Origin of the sequence: Flavobacterium sp. MDT1-60, assembly GCF_014844035.1 — a bacterium.
GTDB lineage: Bacteria > Bacteroidota > Bacteroidia > Flavobacteriales > Flavobacteriaceae > Flavobacterium.
Map to the genome: position 1 here is coordinate 1134804 of NZ_CP062159.1, position 21818 is coordinate 1156621.

21 protein-coding genes and 3 pseudogenes are annotated in these 21818 nt (G+C 33.1%); 11 read left to right on the forward strand and 13 right to left on the reverse strand.

From position 1 onward, the window contains the following. Positions 1-4 precede the first annotated feature (4 nt). The 6 genes and pseudogenes from IHE43_RS24005 to IHE43_RS04730 all read right to left on the reverse strand — a co-directional run bounded on the left by IHE43_RS24005 (position 5) and on the right by IHE43_RS04730 (position 3983). On the reverse strand, positions 5-784 hold the full coding sequence (locus IHE43_RS24005; RefSeq protein WP_225585489.1) for an ATP-binding cassette domain-containing protein: 780 nt from the start codon (positions 782-784) through the stop codon (positions 5-7). A gap of 141 nt (positions 785-925) precedes the next feature. Continuing rightward, positions 926-1689: pseudogene (locus IHE43_RS24010) on the reverse strand (ABC transporter transmembrane domain-containing protein); the annotation flags it as partial. 88 nt (positions 1690-1777) lie between these two features. After that, a complete protein-coding gene (locus IHE43_RS23460) occupies positions 1778-2170 on the reverse strand; it encodes a cysteine peptidase family C39 domain-containing protein (protein WP_225585379.1) in 393 nt (130 codons plus the stop codon). A gap of 3 nt (positions 2171-2173) precedes the next feature. Continuing rightward, on the reverse strand, positions 2174-2572 hold the full coding sequence (locus IHE43_RS24015; RefSeq protein WP_192188158.1) for a peroxiredoxin: 399 nt from the start codon (positions 2570-2572) through the stop codon (positions 2174-2176). A gap of 118 nt (positions 2573-2690) precedes the next feature. Continuing rightward, positions 2691-3320 carry a hypothetical protein gene (locus IHE43_RS04725; RefSeq protein WP_192186914.1) on the reverse strand — a complete coding sequence of 210 codons (630 nt, stop codon included), beginning with the start codon at positions 3318-3320 and terminating at the stop codon, positions 2691-2693. A gap of 444 nt (positions 3321-3764) precedes the next feature. After that, positions 3765-3983 (reverse strand): hypothetical protein, encoded by a 219-nt coding sequence (locus IHE43_RS04730; protein WP_192186915.1) that lies wholly within the window; start codon positions 3981-3983, stop codon positions 3765-3767. Between the two features lie 146 nt (positions 3984-4129). Here IHE43_RS04730 and IHE43_RS04735 point away from each other — a divergent pair, with 146 nt between their 5' ends. After that, positions 4130-4501: a helix-turn-helix domain-containing protein gene (locus IHE43_RS04735; RefSeq protein ID WP_192186916.1), complete on the forward strand. Its 372-nt coding sequence runs from the start codon at positions 4130-4132 to the stop codon at positions 4499-4501. A 54-nt stretch (positions 4502-4555) separates the two neighbouring features. On the opposite strand, the pseudogene IHE43_RS04740 reads toward IHE43_RS04735, so the two are convergent. Beyond that, positions 4556-4810 (reverse strand): annotated as a pseudogene (locus tag IHE43_RS04740) (aspartate kinase); the annotation flags it as partial. Positions 4811-5273: 463 nt separating this feature from the next. Between IHE43_RS04740 and IHE43_RS04745 the strand changes: the two are divergent. Further along, the gene (locus IHE43_RS04745; protein ID WP_192186917.1) at positions 5274-7697 is read left to right on the forward strand and encodes a T9SS type A sorting domain-containing protein; all 2424 of its coding nucleotides are present in this window, start codon (positions 5274-5276) and stop codon (positions 7695-7697) included. A 101-nt stretch (positions 7698-7798) separates the two neighbouring features. Here the strand turns inward: IHE43_RS04745 and IHE43_RS04750 are convergent. Further along, positions 7799-9057, reverse strand: a pseudogene (locus tag IHE43_RS04750) (aspartate kinase). 204 nt (positions 9058-9261) lie between these two features. Further along, positions 9262-9750, reverse strand: a complete 489-nt coding sequence (locus tag IHE43_RS04755) for a GNAT family N-acetyltransferase (RefSeq protein ID WP_192186918.1) — start codon at positions 9748-9750, stop codon at positions 9262-9264. A gap of 263 nt (positions 9751-10013) precedes the next feature. Here IHE43_RS04755 and fbp point away from each other — a divergent pair, with 263 nt between their 5' ends. Further along, entirely contained in the window at positions 10014-11021 is a 1008-nt protein-coding gene (gene fbp / locus IHE43_RS04760; protein WP_192186919.1) for a class 1 fructose-bisphosphatase, read from the forward strand. A 162-nt stretch (positions 11022-11183) separates the two neighbouring features. On the opposite strand, the gene IHE43_RS04765 is transcribed toward fbp, so the two are convergent. Continuing rightward, the gene (locus tag IHE43_RS04765; protein ID WP_192186920.1) at positions 11184-11615 is read right to left on the reverse strand and encodes a TerB family tellurite resistance protein; all 432 of its coding nucleotides are present in this window, start codon (positions 11613-11615) and stop codon (positions 11184-11186) included. Positions 11616-11787: 172 nt separating this feature from the next. Between IHE43_RS04765 and IHE43_RS04770 the strand changes: the two genes are divergently transcribed. The 5 genes from IHE43_RS04770 (at position 11788) to IHE43_RS04790 (ending at position 15175) form a co-directional block, all read left to right on the forward strand. Continuing rightward, entirely contained in the window at positions 11788-12381 is a 594-nt protein-coding gene (locus IHE43_RS04770) for a HupE/UreJ family protein (RefSeq protein WP_192186921.1), read from the forward strand. Positions 12382-12386: 5 nt separating this feature from the next. Continuing rightward, positions 12387-12818 carry a dCMP deaminase family protein gene (locus IHE43_RS04775; RefSeq protein WP_056187309.1) on the forward strand — a complete coding sequence of 144 codons (432 nt, stop codon included), beginning with the start codon at positions 12387-12389 and terminating at the stop codon, positions 12816-12818. Next, the gene (locus tag IHE43_RS04780) at positions 12819-14399 is read left to right on the forward strand and encodes a S41 family peptidase (RefSeq protein ID WP_192186922.1); all 1581 of its coding nucleotides are present in this window, start codon (positions 12819-12821) and stop codon (positions 14397-14399) included. Positions 14400-14416: 17 nt separating this feature from the next. Next, complete coding sequence (locus IHE43_RS04785; protein ID WP_192186923.1) at positions 14417-14779, forward strand: nuclear transport factor 2 family protein; 363 nt, start codon at positions 14417-14419, stop codon at positions 14777-14779. Between the two features lie 78 nt (positions 14780-14857). Further along, positions 14858-15175 carry a hypothetical protein gene (locus tag IHE43_RS04790; protein WP_192186924.1) on the forward strand — a complete coding sequence of 106 codons (318 nt, stop codon included), beginning with the start codon at positions 14858-14860 and terminating at the stop codon, positions 15173-15175. A gap of 14 nt (positions 15176-15189) precedes the next feature. On the opposite strand, the gene IHE43_RS04795 is transcribed toward IHE43_RS04790, so the two are convergent. From IHE43_RS04795 to IHE43_RS04805, 3 genes are all read right to left on the reverse strand, one after another. Continuing rightward, the gene (locus IHE43_RS04795) at positions 15190-15879 is read right to left on the reverse strand and encodes an FAD-dependent oxidoreductase (protein WP_225585490.1); all 690 of its coding nucleotides are present in this window, start codon (positions 15877-15879) and stop codon (positions 15190-15192) included. 1 nt (position 15880) lies between these two features. Beyond that, positions 15881-16084, reverse strand: a complete 204-nt coding sequence (locus IHE43_RS04800; RefSeq protein ID WP_056187321.1) for a hypothetical protein — start codon at positions 16082-16084, stop codon at positions 15881-15883. Positions 16085-16190: 106 nt separating this feature from the next. Continuing rightward, positions 16191-16769 (reverse strand): MarC family protein, encoded by a 579-nt coding sequence (locus tag IHE43_RS04805; RefSeq protein WP_056187324.1) that lies wholly within the window; start codon positions 16767-16769, stop codon positions 16191-16193. A 317-nt stretch (positions 16770-17086) separates the two neighbouring features. On the opposite strand from IHE43_RS04805, the gene IHE43_RS04810 reads away from it, so the two are divergent. The 3 genes from IHE43_RS04810 to IHE43_RS04820 all read left to right on the forward strand — a co-directional run bounded on the left by IHE43_RS04810 (position 17087) and on the right by IHE43_RS04820 (position 21617). Next, a complete protein-coding gene (locus IHE43_RS04810) occupies positions 17087-17656 on the forward strand; it encodes a DUF3109 family protein (RefSeq protein WP_192186925.1) in 570 nt (189 codons plus the stop codon). Between the two features lie 336 nt (positions 17657-17992). Continuing rightward, positions 17993-18970 carry a ribonucleotide-diphosphate reductase subunit beta gene (locus tag IHE43_RS04815; RefSeq protein WP_056187329.1) on the forward strand — a complete coding sequence of 326 codons (978 nt, stop codon included), beginning with the start codon at positions 17993-17995 and terminating at the stop codon, positions 18968-18970. Between the two features lie 253 nt (positions 18971-19223). Beyond that, on the forward strand, positions 19224-21617 hold the full coding sequence (locus tag IHE43_RS04820; protein WP_192186926.1) for a ribonucleoside-diphosphate reductase subunit alpha: 2394 nt from the start codon (positions 19224-19226) through the stop codon (positions 21615-21617). Positions 21618-21818 lie beyond the last annotated feature (201 nt).

The window sequence follows — 21818 nt, forward strand, 5'->3', positions numbered from 1 at the left end:
AGGTTTAATTTTCTTTCCAATAGTCGCTATAAAAATTGTTGGTTTCCATTAGTTTAAAATGATTTCCAGAGACTAATACAGTTTTATTTTCTAAAATGTAGATCATATCCGCTGTATTTTTTAATCTGTTTAATCGATGAGAGATGAACAAAATAGCGCAATTTGGTTTTATTTTTTGAAATAAATTCATTGTAAAGTTTTCTGTATTTCTGTCCATTGCCGAGGTAGCTTCGTCTAGAATTAGAAATTGAGGTTTTTTGTATAACGCTCTCGCCAAAGCTATAATTTGTTTTTGTCCTCCGCTTAAATTAATTCCTTCTTCGCCAAGATTAGTTGCCAGTCCTTGTGGTAATTGGTCGAAATAATAGTCAAATTCATATTCTTGAATAAATTGCATCACTTTTTCTGGTGTATCAATTGCGTCAAGAAGGATATTATAAATTAGATCTCCGTTGAATATTGTAATTTCTTGTGGAATCACCGCAATTAAGTCTCTATAACTTTTTAGAGCTATGCTTTGAAGCGGATATTGATTGTTTACAATTATATTTCCATTTTCAAATGGATAAAAGCGCTGCAATATTTGTCCCAAGGTACTTTTTCCACTACCACTTTCTCCAACAATAGCAATAAATTTTCCTTTTTGGATTTCAATATTTATGTTGTGAAATAGCTCGCTTCTTCCTGCAAAACGGAAAGAGAGATCTTGAACGGAGATTTGTTCAATTCCTGAAATTTCGGACCCTTCTTTTTTCTCTTTTTCGATTGATGCGAATTCATACATTCGGTTAAAAGCAATTTTGGCTTCGTTGATTGGAATTGCAACCAACGCTAAATTTGCAATCGATGGTAAAAGTGAACCAGTAATCCCCAAAATTGCAATTAATTCTCCCGTTTTTATTCCTTTATTAAATACCTGTATTGATGTATAAATTAAAATACCAATTAGAAAGACAATACTGGCCAGTCCTGACTGCCAAGAAAGTGTTATGTGTATCTTTCCAAGATTGAATATTTTTTCTTGAAAATTGGCAAAAATCAGATTGTTTGTTTTGCTGAAAATTTCTTGTTTATTATCATTTTTTATAGTCGAAATTCCTTGAATGGTATTGATGTAATTACTTTCGTTAAAAGCATAGCTTTGCATCACTTCTTTTTGTGCAATGATTATTTTTTTATTGCTTCTGTAGATGATGCAAAAATAAATAGGCAAACTCAACAATGAAATTAATCCTAACTTCCAGGAATAGCTAAACAGAAATCCCAGCGATATAATAGAAACAAAAACATCTATTACCAAAGAACTCGTTAATGTTTTTATAACGTTTTGTACACGTTGCGTATCGTTTAATCGAGCGACTAATTCCCCAATTTCCTAGTGTCAAAAAAAGGTTTTGGCAAATGTAAAAGAGAACCAAAAAATTGATTATTGATTCGGTTGTTAAAATCTTTAGATTGCTGTAATAAAAAGAATCCTCTCAAAACAGCAAATCCTACTCTTGCCAATAATAAAATGGTCAACAGACCAATACCTGAAATTAATTTTTTGATATTGTGAGATGGCAAAATGTCATCAATTAGTTTTTGGGAGAATAATGACATCGCCATTCCTAAACAGGCAACAAAAATACCTAGTAAAATGCTAATCCATAAAAGGTTATAATCTTCTCTCAGGATTCTAAAAACCATGTTCTTTGAGCATTTCTCTCTCTTTTTTCTTTAATAAAAGTTTCATTTGGTTCAAGGGTGAGGCAGGTTTTTGAGACCCAAATTTTTTCTAATTCATTTTAGATAAATAAAAGACCCCTTTTCCCGGGTCCCCAATTAAGAAGCCTTTTGTTCCGTCATACTCATAGCAAACTACATAATGATTAAGTTGCTTTTCGATTAAAACATGTAAGATTACGGGTTTTTTATGGTCTATAAGAACTTGAATATCGGCTTCACAGCCTTCTGCAGTAAAGCCTAATTTGTTTGCCGCCTGATACAAACCTAACAGTGAAGTACCTTGTTTGTTTGAACCACTTAGCTCACGAATTTTTTCAATAGTATTATTACCTTGATAAAGTTTTATGATGCTCATTAAACAAGCAACGCCACAATCTGATTGATCTAGTTGTTGTGCATGTATTTTTTCGATATGTTTTAGGTTCATGGTTGATTTATTCAAGATTCATTTTTTTATCAAAGTTTCAATCTTCATTTGCCCTTTTACTTGTTCGATAAGGTTTTGATTTTTGTCATAAAGAAGTAGGCATGGTAAGTTATTTATGTCAAAAGTAGAAGCGAAAGTAACTTTACTGTCAGATAAAAAATGAATACAATCATAGATGTTTAATTGTTTTTTTTGAGCGAATTTTTTGATTTTGTCAGGATTTTCAAATGACACGAAAATTAATTCTACATCTTTGAGATTTGTGATGTTTTCCTTTATCATTTGAGCTTCTTCGTTACAATATTCACATTCTGTATTGAAATAAATAAAAATTGTGGCGTGTCCTCTTTTTAGATTTTCATTTGTAAAAAAACCTCCTTTTGTGTTCTTATAAGAGAATTTAGGGATAGTTTTAATGTTCTCTGCAACTTCTTTTTATGGTTTATTTTGGATGCGATTTTATAGGCAAAAAAAGAAAGAACACTTATGAATAGTATAATGAATATTGTTTTTATATGTTTTTTCATTGATTTTTTCATGAATAATTAAGTGTGAAAAACATCATGGTTACTACCCAGAGTAATAAAGAAGGCACATAACTATAAGCGACAATCTTAAGGCCATTATCTGTATTGGTTGTAGTGAGTTGTCCCACTTGATAACCTAAATAAATGATATAAGCGAGTTCAAAAAGATTAAGAGTTTGAAACGGATAAATAAACCAGGTTTCTAGACCCTTATAGCCAACTATATTTAAAGCTGATAGAGGATAGAAATTTTGAATATCTTCTAAAGTATAATCAGTTTGAAAAAAATAAAACCAAACTATTTTGAAAACAGGAATCATCAAAAAAATAAATTCTGCTTTTAATGTAATATCCCAAAGGTTTTTGAATTTTAAATCTTTATTAGAAAAAAATAAACCAATATAAAGTATGGTAGCAATTATACTGGTTTTTATTAAAATGAAAACAGGCATAAACACATTTGCAACCCATTGCCATTTTTTTTGTAATCCTAGAATTTTTTTTATTTGTTGCGAGGTAAGTTGTTCGGATAACGAATTATAAAGTAGATCATCAAAATGTATTGCTTTTTTAAAAATTTCAGTAATTACAATTGAGATAATAGAGAGTATTAACCATTTTAGAAATGGTGATTTCATAATATTAATTTAGAGTTGAAAAATAGAGTGTTTTAATAGACTTTCATTTCTTTGACAAAAAGATGAAGTAATGTTTTAAAATATTGAAATAAGCTGAAATTTTTATTGGTGCTTAGTGTTATTCTTTTTTATTTTACCAATATACAATTCCCAATAACAGCCTAATGCTAATAGACTTGAAGAGATAAGACCGGATAATTGAATGTAAATGTTTATTGTATGGTCTAATCCATACTTTAATAATTCATAAATTTTTTGGCCAATTATAAATAGCGCAAAAAAAAGAATTATGGTTAGAATTGTTCGTCTGTTTTTTTTTATAAAATTCATTAGATTTTTCGTTGTTAAAAATCTCTCTCGAATTCGAGAGAGATTTCTTAAAGTTTGAACTATGATTACTTTTAAAATTTAAATTGTTTTAAAACTTGGATTTTTAAAGTTAAATTAGCGATCCATTTCTTCTTCTCGGGGACGTGATCCACCAGTGCCACAATCTTGCGCTAAAGCAATACTCCCATGAATAAAGGATGCGGCAAAGAGACCGGCACCAATAGGGCCAGTAACTAAAAATGCTCCTGCAAAAGTTAATCCTAAGCCAATTGCTGACCACCCACAACCTGAGGCTTGTAAATCAGCCATCTGATTTAATTCTAATTTTTTCATAATAATTTGATTATTGGTTAATATTTTTATTAATATCAAAATTAGAATGAAAGAGAAAAAAATCTTAGTCGAAAATCGGTTATTTAAAACCTAAATCTGAATAATTGTAAATTAAATCTTATTTTATATTTGTAAAAATGTTAAATATGAATAAAATTGTAGGAAATAATTTAAAGATGTTGCGTAAAGCAAAAAACATGTCTCAAGAAGAAGTAGCCGATATTTTAAAAATTTCTCAGTCGGCATATGCAAGAATGGAGAGAGGAGAAAGTGCTTCTTGGGCTGCCCATTTCAATCGAATCTGTCAGGCGTTTGAAATAGTCCCTGAAGAATTAATTAAAAAAGAGTTAGGAACTGAAATATATGCGAGTTTGATTGATCCTGAGCGATTAACTGAGCTTCGAATCTTAAGCGTTTACAGAAAAATAATAAAGAAATATGAATTGGAAATTGAAGATTTAAAAACTATCATTAAATATTTAAATAGGGTAAAAACAAAAAAGGCCTCACATAAGTGAAACCTTTCTAAAATATATATTTGAATTGAAATAATTACCTTTTATAAAGCAACATTAGTTTAGCTCTTTAGTCACAATCTGCATGGTCTCCCTACTCACTTGTTTCAATAAAACCGCTTTGTTTTCTTCAACCGTTTGAGCAGCTTTTTCTGTCAAGTGACGAATAGTGTACAAAGTCACATTTTCGTTATAATCAACTTTGAATTTTTTCGAAAGTATCGCGTTCAATTCATTGAAATTCTCAAATTTATCTTCCACGCAAACAGAAAAACTAATCGCTGAATTCTGAATTAAGTTTACTTTTAGTTTTAATGAAGTTTTGTAAAATATCACTAAAAGTTGTATTGTATAGCATTGCTTTAAATTTATAAGTTTTTTTTTATATTAATGATAAAAAAGATTAGCTGTTACTGGTAAAATACCTCAATATTCGAGAAGTATCTTTGAGCCTATTGAAATACCAAAAAATAACTTTGGACAAGAATATTTTTTATGTGAATGTATATACAAACAATTAAAAACAATGCATATTTAATATTTGAAATATGCTTCTATAAATTTTTTAGCTATAGCTCTTTTTAGGAATGCAAACAGCGCTTAAAGATTATATTTTTTAATTGTTACGTTTTTGAATATTCTTTTTATTTAAAAAAGAAAAATGTATACTTGTTATCAATTTAACCATAAGTTAAGATGAAATATTTTCGATAGTCAATTGAGAATATTTTTGATCTAAGAATTTACTTAAACCATAATTTAAATGATTACTAAAATGAAGAAAAACTATTTTTTACTTTTTTTATTGCTTCTGGTTTCCTTGTCAGGAAAAGCACAAAATGCATGGAAGAATGTTCAGATAGGAGGAGGGGGTTTTGTATCTGGAATTATTACCAGTAAAAATGATGCAGATTTAAAATATGCCAGAACTGATGTTGGCGGCGCTTACAGATGGGATGCTGCTAATAAAAAATGGATCTCTTTGCTGGATTGGCTAAGTATAGATCAGGTTGGTTATTTTGGCGTTGAATCGTTGGCAATAGATCCACAAAATAATAATGTGGTCTACTTATTGGTTGGAACCAGTTATTTTAATAATGGAAAAACGGCTATTTTAAAATCTACAAATAAAGGAAATACATTTACTGAAATTGAAGTGACTTCTCAATTTAAAGCACACGGTAATGGTATGGGGCGTTCGAATGGTGAACGTTTAGCTGTTGATCCAAATAATTCGAATATTATTTATTGCGGAACCAGAAACAACGGTATTTTTCAAAGTATTGATGCCGGTTTGACTTGGAATAAGTTGTCAGGTTTTCCGGTTACGACAACTTCAAATGCAAATGGGGTATGTTTTGTTGTTTTGGATCCGGCTTCGGTTTCAGGAGGTAAAACACAAACTATTTATGCCGGGGTTTCACAAGTTGGAGCTTCTAATCTATACAAAAGCCTTGATGGCGGAATTAGCTGGACTGCTGTTTCAGGAGCCACAACATCTTATATGCCTCAGCGTGCTGTTTTAGATTCAAATCGATCTTTATTAATTACTTATGCTGATATGGAAGGACCCTGGAATGGAACCCAAGGAAAAATATCAAAATTAAGCAGTACAGGAATTTTTACAGACATTACGCCAGCTGGTATTACAAGGCCGTTTGCAGGTATTGATGTAGATCCGGCAAATCCACAACGATTAATCGCTTCAACGACAAACACATGGTCGTTCCAATATAATACTCCTGGGGGGACAGCTGTATATGGGGATCATTTTTATGTAAGTACAGACGGAGGAACTAATTGGAGAGATTTAGTTGGTAATTCCGGATTTTCTTTTGAAACTAATGGCTGTACATGGGTTACCGGTCAGTCAATACACTGGGCAACAGATTTTAAATTTAACCCGACAAATACATCTCAGGCAAGTATTGTTTCAGGAAACGGACTTTTTACTTGCGATGATATTAATGCAGTTAAAACTACCTGGAAATTTGATGCAATCGGTATTGAAGAATCAGTTCCTTTAGATTTAATAAGTATTCCATCTGGTCCATTAATGAGTGTAATTGGTGACTTTGACGGATTTAAACATACAGATGTAACTGTTTTTGCTCCGCAACATGCTCCGACTATGGGTACTTCAACTTCTATTTCGTATGCTGCAGGAAACACAAACAAAATTGTGAGGTTAGGGGATTTCATGTATTATTCTGGAAATCAAGGTGCGACATGGGCCAAAACTGCAGCGGCCTTAATGGGACAAAGGGGCAGAGCAGCCTTGTCTTATGATGGTAATACCATTTTACATTGTCCTTCCGGTGCAACAAGTATATATCGTTCTGTTGATAACGGAACTTCATGGACAACCTGTAACGGTATAAGTCTTAGTGATGCAATCCCGGTTTCTGATCAGGTAATCAATAATAAGTTTTATGTTTATGATCAACCAACAGGATTGATGATGATTAGTACTGATGGAGGGGCTAATTTTGTTTCTGCAGGTAATGCCGGTTCATTGGGTTCAAAATTAATTCGAACTGTTCCCGGTAATGCAGGACAAATCTGGATTGCAATGAATGGTGGAGGTTTAAAACGTTCAATTGATGGCGGTCTGACTTTTGTTGTTCCTTCAGCAAATGTAACAGCTGCTTCAGCTGTAGGTATTGGTAAAGCAGCTCCTGGAAAAACATATCCTTCTATATATATTTGGGGAACAGTAAATGGAGTTACCGGTGTGTTTCGTTCTATTGATGAGGGCGTTACATGGCTTCGTGTAAATAATGATGCGTATGAATTTGGCGGAACAGGAAACGGTAATTTTGTAATTGGTGATATGAATACTTTTGGCAAGGTTTATATGAGTACCGTAGGAAGAGGAATTGTTTACACCGACAGTGATGCAAGTCTTGGGATTTCTGATAACGAATTTAAGAATGATACTCAGATATTCTCTGTAAAAGCGCATCCTAATCCAATGAAAGATTATGTGGTATTAGAACTGCCTGATTATACAAACGGAACTCTGGTTAATATTCAGGTTTATAATTTATTAGGGAAATTGATAAAGAAAGATATGTATACGGTTTCAAATAATACTGTAACATTGTTCTCTAATGATTTATCAAATCAACATGGTATATTATTGGTAAAAGTAAAAACCAGCAACGGAAAATCAGGTATTGTAAAAATTATAAAATAAAAACACCTTTTTTGAATTGGCTGATTAAAAAAATAAAGGTCTCACTTTTTGGTGAGACCTTTATTTTTTATGCTGAATTTAATAATGTAACCTGTCTAAAACTAATTTAGTTCTTTAGTCACAATCTGCATGGTCTCCCTACTCACTTGTTTCAATAAAACTTCTTTATTTTCTTCAACAGTTTGTGCAGCTTGTTCTGTAAAATGACGAATCGTGTATAAAGTCACATGTTCGTTATAATCAACTTTGAATTTTTTCGAAAGTATCGCGTTCAATTCGTTGAAATTCTCAAATTTATCTTCCACACAAACAGAAAAACTAATCGCTGAATTCTGAATCAAGTTCACTTTGATTTTAAATTCATGGAACAAGGCAAAAATCTCACTGATATTTTCTTCCATGATGAAAGAGAAATCGATAGACGAAAGCGAAATTAAAAGCTGATTTCTTTTTACAATAAAACAAGGATATTGTGGTTCTAAATCAACACCTTTAGAAACGCAGGTTCCTTTTAATAATGGGTTGATAAATGATTTTACATACAAAGGAATTTCTTTTTTCTGTAAAGGTTGTAATGTTTTTGGGTGAATTACCGTTGCACCATAAAAAGCCAATTCAATCGCTTCACGATACGAAATTTGATTTAACAAACTCGCATTTTCAAAATAGCGCGGATCGGCATTCATAACTCCCGGAACGTCTTTCCAGATCGTTACACTTTCGGCATTTAAGCAATAAGCAAAAATTCCGGCAGTATAATCAGAACCTTCACGGCCTAAAGTCGTAGTGAAATTATTTTCATCTGCACCTAAAATCCTTGTGTGATATTTAATGTTTTTCTTGGAACATTTTTGCTGATGTTTTGTTGTGTAATTTCCCAATCCACTTCTGCATCTCTGTAATTTGCATTGGTTTTAATGAAATTACGAACGTCAAGCCAGTTAGTCTTAATTTCCATAAAATTCATGAAATGACTTAGAATTGTAGTCGAAATCAATTCTCCAAAACTCACGATCTGATCGTAAACAAAATTGTAATTTGGAGATTTATTGTGTGCTAAAAAGTATTCTAAATCAGAGAATTGATCTTTTACAGCCGCAAAAACAGCATGTTTTTCATCCTCAAATAAATCCAATAATATTTGATTATGATATTTCTTAATTTCCTGTACAGACGAATTTAACTCTGCCGATTTATCAAAGTAATTCTTGATCACAACTTCAAGAGCATTTGTGGTTTTACCCATAGCCGAAACCACCAAAATTACATCTTCATACCCCACTTTTTGTAAAACGTCATAAACGTTTTTAATTCCATCTGCATCTTTTACAGATGCACCACCAAATTTAAATACTCTCATTTTTAATTTTGTATATTCTTTTAAACTCCAATTTTTTTAAATTCCAAACTCCAATTCTTGCTTAATTTCATAAAGATGCAGTAAAGTATCTTTTTATTTGCCAGGAATTTCACAAATTCACGATAATCAATTCGTGCTAATTCGTGGCGAACTGACACAGATTTAAAAGCATTTTAATCTTATAATCTTTGGCAAAATATATTTTTATAGTTTTTCGAGAAACGAATTAATTCCTGCTTCATCCATTTGAACCACTTGCCAGTCTTCAAGAATTCTTGCGCCTGAATTCTTATAAAAATTAACTGCCGGTGTATTCCAGTCTAAAACGTTCCACTCAATTCTTCTGACATTATCTCTTTTTCCTTGTTGCATAATTTCAGCATAAAGTGCAGATCCTAGACCTGTACCACGCATTTTTTCTTTCACAATTAAATCTTCAAGATGTATTGTTTTTCCTTTCCAGGTTGAGTAACGGTAATAGTATAATGCGATTCCAACAATTTCTTTCTGTTTTTCCTCATTTTCAATTTCTGCTACAAAAACATGAAATAATGGTTTTTCACCAAAGCCATCACGCACTAAATCTTCTTCGGTTATTACAACAGCTTCCGGTTCTTTTTCGAATATTGCCAACTCCTGTATCAATCCTAAAACTGATTTCATGTCTTCAGGATTTCCTTTTCTAATATTCATAATGATAAAATTTATTCTTTTGTACTATAATACAGTATTACCTTCCTCTCAACGCGTTTCTTTACGTAAACCTTTTCTTAAGGGCAATTTCTATATTCTTATTATTAAGTGTTTATTAGCTAAAAAAGTGTGTTTTTACTACGTGCTTTGTATCTTTAATTAGCAAATATACAATAGTAGCAAACTAACAAAATAATTTTTAAATCATTCTCACAAAATAAGCGATATTTGTGACTTAAAATTAAAACTATAACGATATAGCAATGGAAGAACGCAATAAAACACTGGGAGAGTTTATTATTGAGAACCAAAAAGCATTTCAGTATTCGTCGGGGGAGCTTTCCCGAATTATCAACTCGATACGTTTGGCAGCAAAGGTTGTCAACTATAAAGTAAACAAGGCTGGATTAGTCGATATTATTGGCGCTGCAGGCGAACAAAATATTCAGGGCGAAGACCAGCAAAAATTAGATGTGTATGCCAACGAAGTATTTATCCAGACGTTAATAAATCGTGAGATTGTCTGTGGAATTGCTTCTGAAGAAAACGACGAATTTATTACTGTCAAGGGGAGCGACAACAGTAATAATAATAAGTACGTGATCTTAATGGATCCGCTTGACGGATCTTCAAACATTGATGTAAATGTTTCTTTGGGAACTATTTTTTCTGTTTTTAGAAGAATAACGCCAATTGGAACTCCGGTAACAAGCGAGGATTTTTTACAACCGGGAATCAATCAGGTAGCAGCAGGTTATGTAATTTACGGAACATCCACAATGCTGGTTTATACAACCGGACATGGTGTAAACGGTTTTACATTAAACCCGGCAATCGGAACATTTTATCTTTCACATCCAAATATGCAATTTCCAAAAGACGGACATATTTATTCGGTAAACGAAGGGAATTATGTTCATTTTCCACAGGGAGTAAAAAATTACATTAAATATTGTCAACGCGAAGAAGATGACAGACCTTATACTTCAAGATACATTGGAAGTTTAGTTTCTGATTTTCATCGAAATATGATCAAAGGCGGAATTTATATTTATCCGACAAGTTCAAAAGCACCAAAAGGGAAATTACGTTTATTATATGAATGTAATCCTATGGCATTTATTGCTGAACAGGCTGGAGGAAAAGCGACAGATGGTTTTGGAAGAATTATGGAAATCCAGCCAACTGAATTGCACCAGAGAGTTCCGTTCTTCTGTGGAAGTCAAAATATGGTTGAAAAAGCCGAAGAGTTTATGGCAGAAGCTGAATAGTTTTCAGTCACAGCTTTCAGTCTTCAGTCTCAGATTCGACTATGAAATAAATAGCAAACCCGACAGGATTTTAATAAAAACCTGTCGGGTTTATCCGGTTAATTTCGATATAAGTTTTCTACTCCGTTCAAAAACAGTAAACGGCGACTAAAAATCTGAATATTATTTATGCATATGTTGCATTTCATAAATAAAAGTATCCCCGTCAACTTTTTGGTCTACTAATGACAATGCTTTTGCAATGATATAATCCACGTTACTTGGAGTAAATCCTAAAGCAACACTTATCTTTTTTAATAGTACTTCTTGTTTGTCTTCAAGATGATGATCAACATGTACCATTCTGGTTAAATCATATAAACGCTCTAAACGCTGAACATATGAATAAGGCGGATTAATTGGATATTTTAATGGATCGCTAAGAATTTCTTCGTACTCAGACTCTGTGATTTCTAAACGTGTAGCTAATTTATCTAAGAAACTTTTTTCTTCAGGATATACAACTCCATCTGCTAATGCTACGCGAACAATAGCTGAAAAGTGTCCTTTGTTTCTTTGTTTGAATTCGCTATCAAATAATTCTGAAAATGACATAATTATAAAGTTTTTTATCATGCAAAGATAAATCTTATTTTAAATTATTAATTTTAATTTTCTCATAAAATTTAACTTATTTTTCTACGTTGATTTAATATCGGGGTTTCTTGAATTTTCAAAATAAATCGTAAGTTTACATCCCCTTAATCAATTAATACCATTACCCCCTATGTCAGAATTTTGGATTTATTTTCAGATAGGATTAAAACACGTTTTAGATATCCATGCCTACGATCACGTTCTTTTTTTAATCGCCTTAACGATTCCGTATTTGTTTAAAGACTGGAAACGTATTTTGCTTTTGGTCTCTCTTTTTACAATCGGTCATACCTTGGCTTTGCTGCTTTCTGTCTTTGGAATTATTGCTATAAAAGTAAATATAGTCGAATTTTTAATTCCGATTACCATTTTAATAACAGCAGTATATCATCTTTTTACAGCTGGAAAAGCGACTAAAAATGAAGGTGTAAATTTAATTTTTATGGTGACGCTGTTTTTCGGAATCATACACGGACTTGGTTTTTCAAACTATTTTAAAACCATTTTAGGTGGTTCGCCAAGCTCAAAATTATTACCTTTAGGCGAATTTGCACTAGGAATTGAAGTAGCGCAGTTAATTGTGGTTTTTGTGGTTTTGATACTATCCTATATTGTGCAGACCGTGTTTCGTTTTTCAAAACGCGATTGGGCACTTGTAATGTCGGCTTTTATTATCGGAGTTGTGATTCCGATGATTATTGAAAGCCCAATTTGGAACAGATAAAATAAATGGACTTAAAAAAAATAAATAAGTACGATAAAGCGTACCTTCGTATTGCCAAGGAATGGGGGGCACTCTCTTACTGCAAACGTAAACAGGTAGGAGCTATTATCGTAAAAGACCGAATGATTATTTCTGACGGATACAACGGAACACCATCGGGATTTGAAAATTGCTGCGAAGACGAAGAAGGATTAACCCGCTGGGAAGTTCTCCATGCCGAAGCAAATGCAATTCTAAAAGTGGCCAGATCAACACAATCTTGTGAAGGTGCTACTTTGTATATTACACTTTCGCCCTGTAAAGAATGTAGTAAACTAATACATCAGTCTGGGATAAAAAGAGTGGTTTACCAAAACGGATATCGTGATGATTCAGGAATTCAATTTTTATTAAAAGCAGGTGTCGAAGTCGAACATATTCCTGTTTTAGAAGAGTAAATGAAATTTAATTCGAAATATTTACCAATCGTGATCGGAGCGACTTTTGCTCTGGGAACTGTCCTCGGAAGCCTGATGAATGCTCCCGTTGATGATGGCCTTTTGGCTAAAAATTACTCTAAAACCAAACTCAATAAACTGATCGATTTTATTAATAATGAATATGTCGACAGTATCAATACAGATTCAATTGTAAACCTGACAGTTGATAATATTTTATCCAAATTAGACCCGCACTCTGTTTATATTCCGCCAAGCGAACAGGCAGAAGTGGCGGAAAGTATGAAAGGTGATTTCGTTGGAATCGGAATTAATTTTTATATGTATAAAGATTCGGTTGCGATTATAAAACCAATTGAAAACGGCCCTTCGGCGAAAGCCGGAATAAAATCGGGTGACCGAATTTTATTTGCAGGAAAAACGAAATTATTTGGCAGAAAATTGCCTTCAGATAGTTTATTTTCTAAATTAAAAGGGCTACAAGGTTCGGAAATCGAATTAACCGTTTTTAGAAAATCGGAACAAAAGAAACTGAAGTTTAAAGTAAAAAGAGATGTTATTCCGATAAAAAGTGTCGATGCCTCTTTATTGCTTGGAAATAGTACAGGTTACATCAAAATTAATCGTTTTGCTGAAACTACTTTTAAAGAATTCAAAACCGGCTTGACAAGATTAAAACAAAGTGGTGCACAATCGCTTGTAATTGATCTTCGTGACAACGGAGGTGGTTATATGGAAGAAGCGGTGGCTATTGCCGATGAATTTTTGAAAGACAAACAATTAATCGTTTTTACCAAAAATAAAAATGGAACAACAGAGAAAACATATGCGACAAAAGCCGGAAGTTTTGAAACCGGAAAAGTATATGTTTTGATTAATGAAAATAGCGCATCTGCAAGTGAAATTTTAGCAGGAGCATTACAAGATAACGATCGCGGAATTATTGTCGGACGTCGTTCTTTCGGAAAAGGTTTAGTGCAGCGCGAAATGGATTTCAACGACGGATCTGCGGTACGTTTAACAGTGGCGCGCTATTATACGCCAACAGGAAGATCGATTCAAAAACCTTATAAAAAAGGAAACGAAGAATATTTTAAAGAATCGGAATCTCGTGTAAAATCAGGTGAACTTTATGCTAAAGACAGTATAAAAGTAGCTGATTCATTAAAATTTAAAACACCAAAAGGTAAAATCGTATACGGCGGCGGCGGAATCGTTCCCGATGTTTTTGTTCCGATGGAAGCAGAACACGGAAATGAAAACGTTGGATATTTACTTCAAACCGGAGTCGTGGGTCATTTTGTTTTTGAAGAATTGGATAAAAACCGAAAAGCTTTTGCCGGACTTAAGTTTAATGAGTTTTTAGTCGAAATGAAAAACTCGGATGTTTATTTTAAGAAATTCAAAAACTATATTTTTATGACTGGTCTGGATTTAAAATTAGACAAGACCAAAGCTTTAGTAAACCGTTATATTACTGCCGAATTTGCCAGACAATTATATGGTGAAATATATTACTACGACGTGATTTTGAAAGAAGATGCGATGATTAAAGCAGTTCAGAATCCGAAGAAAAAATAACACTAAGTTTTGTTTTGATGAAAAAACAAGTAATAGAAGCAGAAATAGAATTATTGACAGCCATTAAAAATGCAGATGTTTCAGTTTTAGAAAGACTGCTTCATGATGACTTGCTTTTTAATATGCCTGACGGACAAACAATAAACAAAGAATTTGATTTGCATTCCTATCGTTCCGGTAAAATGAGTATTGATACACTCGAGGTTTCAGATCAGGTTGTTAATGTAATTAAAGATTCAGCTGTGGTTTGTGTTACAGTTTCATTAAAAGGAAATTATGAAAATAATCCAATCGAAGGTACATTTCGTTATATCAGAGTTTGGAAACAATTTCATGATCAGGTAAAAGTGATTGCCGGAAGTTGCATTCAATTACAATAGAATAATTAATAATAATTTAAATATTACTTAGCGAACTTCGTGTAAAACCTGGCGAACTTTGCGGTTAAATACACAAACATGAAAAATCTAAAAAAAGTAAGTTTCCTTGTAGTTTTAATGACATTTATAATTTCCTGCACCAGTATGAAGGATACTAAGAGTAATACCGTAACAGGTAAAGTCGATTCAATCGAAGCGGGAAAAGATGGTTATACCGCTAAAATTTCTACAGCTGCGAAAGAAGTTTATTTCGCAACAATCAGTATAGTAAATGTTGGCGGGCCTCAAAATTACAAACAATTAAAAATTGGAGATAATGTTTCTGTAAAAGGAGAAATCTGGAAAACAGAGGATGAAAAACATATCAAAGTAACTGAGATTGTTTCAGTAAAATAAAACAATATAAAATTTTAAACCATTAAGAGATTAAGGAAAATTAAGACTTTGCGCTTAATAAAACTTAATCTCTTAATGGTTTTTAATATATTGTTAATTTGTCGAATACTATCGTGAGCATGTGTTTGCACGCCATTATTCCATAAGGTAAGAATATCTGTGGCAACAGCTGCGCCGCTTCCGGCAGCAATGGCTAATTGACTTCTCCAGCCTGCTAAAGTTCCAATAACATAAATGCCATCGGCGACTTTATGATCGTCGTTTTTAAGCTGAATACGTTGTTTTTCGGGAAGTGCTTTTTTGTGAGGTTCAATATATTGCATTAAACCCTCGATATCAAAAGTATTGGCAGATCCTATTCCGATAACGATACTTTTTGTTTTGTATGTGTTTTTATTTGTAGTAACTGTAAATTCAGGATAAGTACCTTCAACTTTAACTACTTTCTCGTTTGGAATCTGAGTAATGTGAGGATAAGTCATAGCAAGGTCTTGTGTGCTTTCTACAAGTAATTCAGATCCTAATTTACCAGGTGTTATTCCGTATGCGTTATAGAAGACTGCTTCTTGCAGTGAAGAATTCTTTTGATGGGTGAAGATTCCGATTTTTTTATCGGTTACAAAAGCTTTGTTTTTGGCAGAACCTAAAACGAGAGCACATGATATTCCTGATACGCCTCCGCCAATAATAAGAACGTCAAACATATTATCTGTTGTCGTGCATTTTTTCTTCAATTCTTTTTGAAATTCTAAAAATCAAAAGAATCAATACTGCGCAAAATGCCGCCGCGATTCCAATAAGCGCAACACCACTATCTCCCTGAAAAGGATTTTTGAAGTCTAATTGCGTAATATTAAAAACAATTAAAGCTAATGCTAAAAGCACTAAGATTGAAGTAAAGATTTTCATAGGGTTGTTTGTTTGTCTAAAAATTAAACTAGAACTTCCTGCATATATCAAATATGTTAAAATTCTGTTTTAGAAATTTTATGGGGTAAATTTATAAAAATATCCGTTAGACGAACAAACCTTTAACATTAGCAGCGAATAATTTAACAGCAATTGCTAAAAGTATGACTCCAAATGTCTTGCGAACCACACCAAGCCCATTTTCTCCTAATAAATTTTCGATTTTTTTAGAAGATTTTAAAACGATATAAACCAATATAATATTCAATAATATGGCAATAATGATATTGATAGTATGAAATTGAGATCGGAGTGAGAGTAAAGTAGTCATTGTTCCTGCTCCGGCAATTAATGGGAAAGCCAATGGAACAATAGATGCTGAACCAGGTTCTTCGTCACGGTAGATTCTAATTCCCAAAATCATTTCCAAAGCCAGAAAGAATAATACAAAAGAACCGGCAACGGCAAAAGAATGCACGTCAATTCCGATAAGATTTAGCAAACCTTCTCCAACGAAAAGAAAAACAATCATAATTAGTCCGGCTACAATCGAAGCTTTTTCAGATTCAATATGTCCCACTTTTGCTCTTAGATTGACAATAATCGGAATAGATCCTACAATATCAATTACAGCGAAAAGCACCATTCCAACAGTAATAATTTCTTTAAAGTCAATTTCTAACATATTAGTTTGATTTTAAGGGTTTAAAATTTTTGCAAAGGTAGATAATAAAGATAGGTGTTTTTTGAATAGAATTCATTTTTGTTATAAAAACATGTTTTGTTTGTTATAAAAGTGATATTTGTAACAATTGTAAGTTTTATCACAGAGTATCGCAAAGATTTTTCGCAGAGATTCACAAAGATTTAATGGTAAAAAGAGAAAAAAACAAATTATTCTTTGTGAATCTCTGTGGAAGCCTCTGTGAATCTTTGTGGTAAATTTTTTATCCGCTTTCTTTGACTATCTTTGCATTTTATAAATTTCAGTACTTTATTATCATGTTTCAATTAGGGAAAACCATTATTTCAGAAGATATTCTTGAGAAAGAATTTGTGTGCAACTTGTCAGCTTGTAAAGGAGCCTGCTGTGTTGATGGAGATGCCGGTGCGCCTTTAAGCGAAGCAGAAACTAAAATTCTGGAAGAAATTTACCCAAAAGTAAAACCATTTTTACGCAAGGAAGGAATTGCAGCTATCGAAGCGCAGGGAACCTGGGTAAAAGGAACCGATGGTGATCTTGAAACACCGTTAATAGATGAAAAAGATTGTGCTTACGTTATTTTTGACGGAAAAACTGCCCTTTGCGGAATTGAGCAAGCTTACAATCAGGGAATCGTAGATTGGAAAAAACCAGTTTCGTGTCATTTATATCCAATCCGTGTGAAAGACTTTACGGAGTTTGCTGCGGTGAATTATGATAAATGGGATATTTGCGATGATGCCTGTTCTTTAGGTAAAGAATTGGAAGTTCCGGTGTATAAATTTGTGAAAGAAGCCTTGATTCGCCGCTTTGGTGAAGACTGGTATATGGAACTCGAAAAAGTAGCTGAAGAGCTTAAAAACTCTTAAAGATTTAAGTGTCCTAATTACATCTTTTCGAGGATATATTTTAACTCAAAAAATAAAGTTTTAACTCAAAAAAAACTTTTTAAAAACAATTAGAATTTCTTGCTTTTTATTCTAAAAAGTCTATATTTTACAGGGGCTTTAGGTATGGATGACTATATTAAATGTCTCATTTACAAATATTTAATTATTGTCTGAAAAGTATCTCAATTTTTACGCGTTGTTAAAAACTACATCGAATTGTGAATAAGTTTGGCTTTCATTTTTGGCTACAAATGACAATCTTTGTAATCGTTCTGAATAAGTAAAAATTCAGCATAAAAATTAAATAAAACAGTCATGTCACAAGTCGAACCAATATTACAAGAAAATAAAAATCGTTTCGTTATTTTTCCAATCAAACATCATGATATTTGGGAATGGTACAAAAAGATGGAAGCTAGTTTTTGGACTGCGGAAGAAATCGACTTACACCAGGATTTGACAGATTGGAATAATAAGTTAAGTGACGACGAAAGATATTTCATCAAACATATTTTAGCATTCTTTGCTGCATCTGATGGAATCGTAAATGAAAACCTTGCTGAGAATTTTGTAAATGAGGTACAATATGCTGAAGCGAAGTTTTTCTATGGTTTCCAAATCATGATGGAGAACATTCATAGTGAAACGTATTCATTATTAATTGATACTTATGTGAAAGATGAAGCAGAAAAAGCAGAATTGTTTAATGCTTTGGAGGTTTTTCCTGCTATTAGAAAAAAAGCAGACTGGGCTTTAAAATGGATAGAATCTGATTCGTTTGCTGAAAGACTAATTGCTTTTGCTGCTGTTGAAGGTATATTCTTTTCAGGTGCTTTTTGTTCTATTTATTGGTTGAAAAAACGTGGTTTAATGCCAGGTTTAACTTTTTCTAATGAGTTGATTTCTCGTGACGAAGGCGTACATTGTGATTTTGCAGTTCACCTGCATAATCATCACTTAATTAATAAAGTTCCAAAAGACAGAATTAAAGAAATCATCGTTGATGCTTTGGATATCGAGAGAGAATTTGTAACAGAATCTCTTCCGGTAAGTTTAATTGGAATGAATGCTGTTCTAATGACGCAATATCTGGAATTTGTTGCCGATAGATTATTGGTAGAATTAGGTTGTGAGCGTGTATATGGATCAGCGAATCCGTTTGATTTCATGGACATGATCTCTCTTCAGGGAAAAACTAATTTCTTTGAAAAACGTGTTGCCGAGTATCAAAAATCTGGTGTGATGAACACAGACAGCGATGCTCAGAAAATTTCATTTGACGCAGATTTTTAGACAACAAAATATTTTAGCGACCCCAAAAACGCTAAAAGAATAAAATCATTTTTTTAAGATTGAATCTCCTTCCCAAATCGTAGATTCAATAACAATTTTTAATGGATTTAAATTCATATTTCGAATTTGAAGCGGATAACTATTGAGAATCCTGCAATTCTCAAAAAATAATTTAAAAACACGCAATGTTTAAGTGCTGGAATTCGTTTTCTAGTGTCTTTCATTATTTCAATAACAATAAAATAGTAAGCTTATGTATGTAGTAAAAAGAGATGGCCACAAAGAGCCCGTAATGTTTGATAAGATTACAGAAAGAATTAAAAAGTTGTGTTACGGCTTGAATGAACTTGTAGATCCTGTTAAGGTAGCCATGAGAGTTATTGAGGGATTGTATGATGGGGTTTCTACTTCTGAACTGGATAATCTTGCGGCAGAAACGGCAGCTTCTATGACTATTGCGCATCCTGATTATGCTCAATTGGCAGCACGTGTGGCAATTTCAAACCTACATTCAAATACAAAAAAATCTTTCTCAGAAACGATGAAAGATATGTATCACTACGTAAATCCAAGAAATGGACAAGAAGCGCCATTACTTTCGGATGAAGTATTTAACGTGATCCAGGAAAACGCTGCGTTTTTAGATTCTCATATCATTTATACAAGAGATTTCAATTACGATTACTTTGGTTTCAAAACTTTAGAGCGTTCGTATTTGCTTAAAATAAACGGAAAAATCGTAGAAAGACCACAACATATGTTGATGCGTGTTTCGGTTGGTATTCACTTAGACGATTTAAAATCGGTAATTGAAACTTACGATTTAATGTCTAAAAAGTTCTTTACGCATGCAACGCCAACGTTGTTCAATGCCGGAACTCCAAAACCTCAAATGTCTTCTTGTTTCCTTTTGGCAATGCAGGATGATAGTATTGATGGTATTTACGATACTTTAAAACAAACGGCTAAAATCTCGCAATCAGCGGGAGGAATAGGTCTTTCTATTCATAACGTTCGTGCAACGGGATCTTACATTCGCGGTACAAACGGAACTTCAAACGGAATTGTTCCGATGTTGAGAGTTTTCAACGATACGGCTCGTTACGTAGATCAGGGTGGTGGAAAACGTAAAGGAAGTTTTGCGATTTACATCGAAACCTGGCATGCTGATATCTTTGAATTCTTGGATTTAAAGAAAAATACAGGAAAAGAAGAAATGCGTGCGAGAGATTTATTCTTCGCTATGTGGACTTCTGATTTATTCATGAAACGTGTGCAGGAAGACGCTAGTTGGACATTAATGTGCCCGAACGAATGTCCTGGATTATACGATGTTTACGGAGAAGAATTCGAAACCATGTATTTGGATTATGAATTTAGAGGAAAAGGAAGAAAAACAATTCGTGCGCGTGAATTATGGGAGAAAATCCTTGAATCACAAATCGAAACAGGGACGCCTTATATGTTGTACAAAGATGCAGCAAACCGTAAATCGAACCACAAGAATTTAGGGACAATTCGTTCTTCTAACTTGTGTACTGAGATTATGGAGTACACTTCTAAAGATGAAATCGCAGTTTGTAACCTGGCTTCTATTTCGTTGCCAATGTTTATCGACAACGGAAAATTCGATCACCAGGCACTTTACAACGTTACTAAACGTGTAACACGTAACCTGAACAAAGTAATCGACAGAAACTATTACCCGGTAAAAGAAGCTGAAAACTCTAACATGCGTCACCGTCCGGTTGGATTGGGAGTGCAAGGTTTAGCAGATGCTTTCATCATGTTGCGTATGCCATTTACAAGTGATGAGGCTAAAGCATTAAACCAGGAAATTTTCGAAACTTTATACTTCGCTGCTGTAACTGCTTCTATGGAAATGGCGAAAGAAGAAGGGCCATATTCTACATTTGAAGGTTCTCCAATGTCTAAAGGGGAATTCCAATACAATATGTGGGGAATGAAGGATGAAGAATTATCTGGTCGTTGGGACTGGGCTTCATTAAGAAAAGAAGTAATGGAGCATGGAGTTCGTAACTCATTATTAGTAGCGCCAATGCCAACTGCTTCGACTTCTCAAATTCTTGGAAACAACGAAGCTTTCGAACCGTATACATCAAACATTTACACGCGTCGTGTATTGTCTGGAGAATTCATTGTAGTAAACAAACACTTACTTCATGATTTAGTAGAAAGAGGTTTATGGAATGAGACTTTGAAACAAGAAATTATGCGTCATAACGGATCTGTTCAAAATATTGATGTGATTCCGCAAGACTTAAAAGAATTATACAAAACAGTTTGGGAAATGTCGATGAAAGATATTATCGATATGTCACGCCAAAGAGGTTATTTCATTGACCAATCGCAATCATTGAACTTATTCATGCAAGATGCAAACTATTCTAAACTAACGTCAATGCACTTCTACGCTTGGCAATCAGGTTTGAAAACTGGAATGTATTATTTAAGAACAAAATCAGCTGTTGATGCGATTAAATTCACATTAAACAACGATAAAAAAGAAGAAACGACTCCAGCCTTAGTAGCAGAAACAGAAGAAATAAACCTTGAAGAGTATAAAGCGATGCTGTTAAAAGCACAAGCTGCAGGTCCTGAGGATTGTGAAATGTGTGGGTCTTAATTTTTTTTAAGAAGAAAGATAATAGAACAAAGAAGAAAGATTTGTTCTGGATTTATAGAAAGCAGTTATCGTAATGATAACTGCTTTTGTTTTTTAAAAACTGTTTTTCTTAAATTAGGTTAGAGAAAGAATTAAAAGAAGATATTTATGAATTCCAAAGAATATGGAATCTCCACAAACATTTTAACATAGCCCACGGTT

Excerpts from the sequence above, each read along its gene's own strand:
- IHE43_RS24005 (WP_225585489.1), bottom strand. The coding sequence starts at position 784 with ATGTATGAATTCGCATCAATCGAAAAAGAGAAAAAAGAAGGGTCCGAA.
- IHE43_RS04725 (WP_192186914.1), bottom strand. The coding sequence starts at position 3,320 with ATGAAATCACCATTTCTAAAATGGTTAATACTCTCTATTATCTCAATT.
- IHE43_RS04730 (WP_192186915.1), bottom strand. The coding sequence starts at position 3,983 with ATGAAAAAATTAGAATTAAATCAGATGGCTGATTTACAAGCCTCAGGT.
- IHE43_RS04735 (WP_192186916.1), top strand. The coding sequence starts at position 4,130 with ATGAATAAAATTGTAGGAAATAATTTAAAGATGTTGCGTAAAGCAAAA.
- IHE43_RS04745 (WP_192186917.1), top strand. The coding sequence starts at position 5,274 with ATGAAGAAAAACTATTTTTTACTTTTTTTATTGCTTCTGGTTTCCTTG.
- IHE43_RS04755 (WP_192186918.1), bottom strand. The coding sequence starts at position 9,750 with ATGAATATTAGAAAAGGAAATCCTGAAGACATGAAATCAGTTTTAGGA.
- fbp (WP_192186919.1), top strand. The coding sequence starts at position 10,014 with ATGGAAGAACGCAATAAAACACTGGGAGAGTTTATTATTGAGAACCAA.
- IHE43_RS04765 (WP_192186920.1), bottom strand. The coding sequence starts at position 11,615 with ATGTCATTTTCAGAATTATTTGATAGCGAATTCAAACAAAGAAACAAA.
- IHE43_RS04770 (WP_192186921.1), top strand. The coding sequence starts at position 11,788 with ATGTCAGAATTTTGGATTTATTTTCAGATAGGATTAAAACACGTTTTA.
- IHE43_RS04775 (WP_056187309.1), top strand. The coding sequence starts at position 12,387 with ATGGACTTAAAAAAAATAAATAAGTACGATAAAGCGTACCTTCGTATT.
- IHE43_RS04780 (WP_192186922.1), top strand. The coding sequence starts at position 12,819 with ATGAAATTTAATTCGAAATATTTACCAATCGTGATCGGAGCGACTTTT.
- IHE43_RS04785 (WP_192186923.1), top strand. The coding sequence starts at position 14,417 with ATGAAAAAACAAGTAATAGAAGCAGAAATAGAATTATTGACAGCCATT.
- IHE43_RS04790 (WP_192186924.1), top strand. The coding sequence starts at position 14,858 with ATGAAAAATCTAAAAAAAGTAAGTTTCCTTGTAGTTTTAATGACATTT.
- IHE43_RS04795 (WP_225585490.1), bottom strand. The coding sequence starts at position 15,879 with ATGTTTGACGTTCTTATTATTGGCGGAGGCGTATCAGGAATATCATGT.
- IHE43_RS04800 (WP_056187321.1), bottom strand. The coding sequence starts at position 16,084 with ATGAAAATCTTTACTTCAATCTTAGTGCTTTTAGCATTAGCTTTAATT.
- IHE43_RS04805 (WP_056187324.1), bottom strand. The coding sequence starts at position 16,769 with ATGTTAGAAATTGACTTTAAAGAAATTATTACTGTTGGAATGGTGCTT.
- IHE43_RS04810 (WP_192186925.1), top strand. The coding sequence starts at position 17,087 with ATGTTTCAATTAGGGAAAACCATTATTTCAGAAGATATTCTTGAGAAA.
- IHE43_RS04815 (WP_056187329.1), top strand. The coding sequence starts at position 17,993 with ATGTCACAAGTCGAACCAATATTACAAGAAAATAAAAATCGTTTCGTT.
- IHE43_RS04820 (WP_192186926.1), top strand. The coding sequence starts at position 19,224 with ATGTATGTAGTAAAAAGAGATGGCCACAAAGAGCCCGTAATGTTTGAT.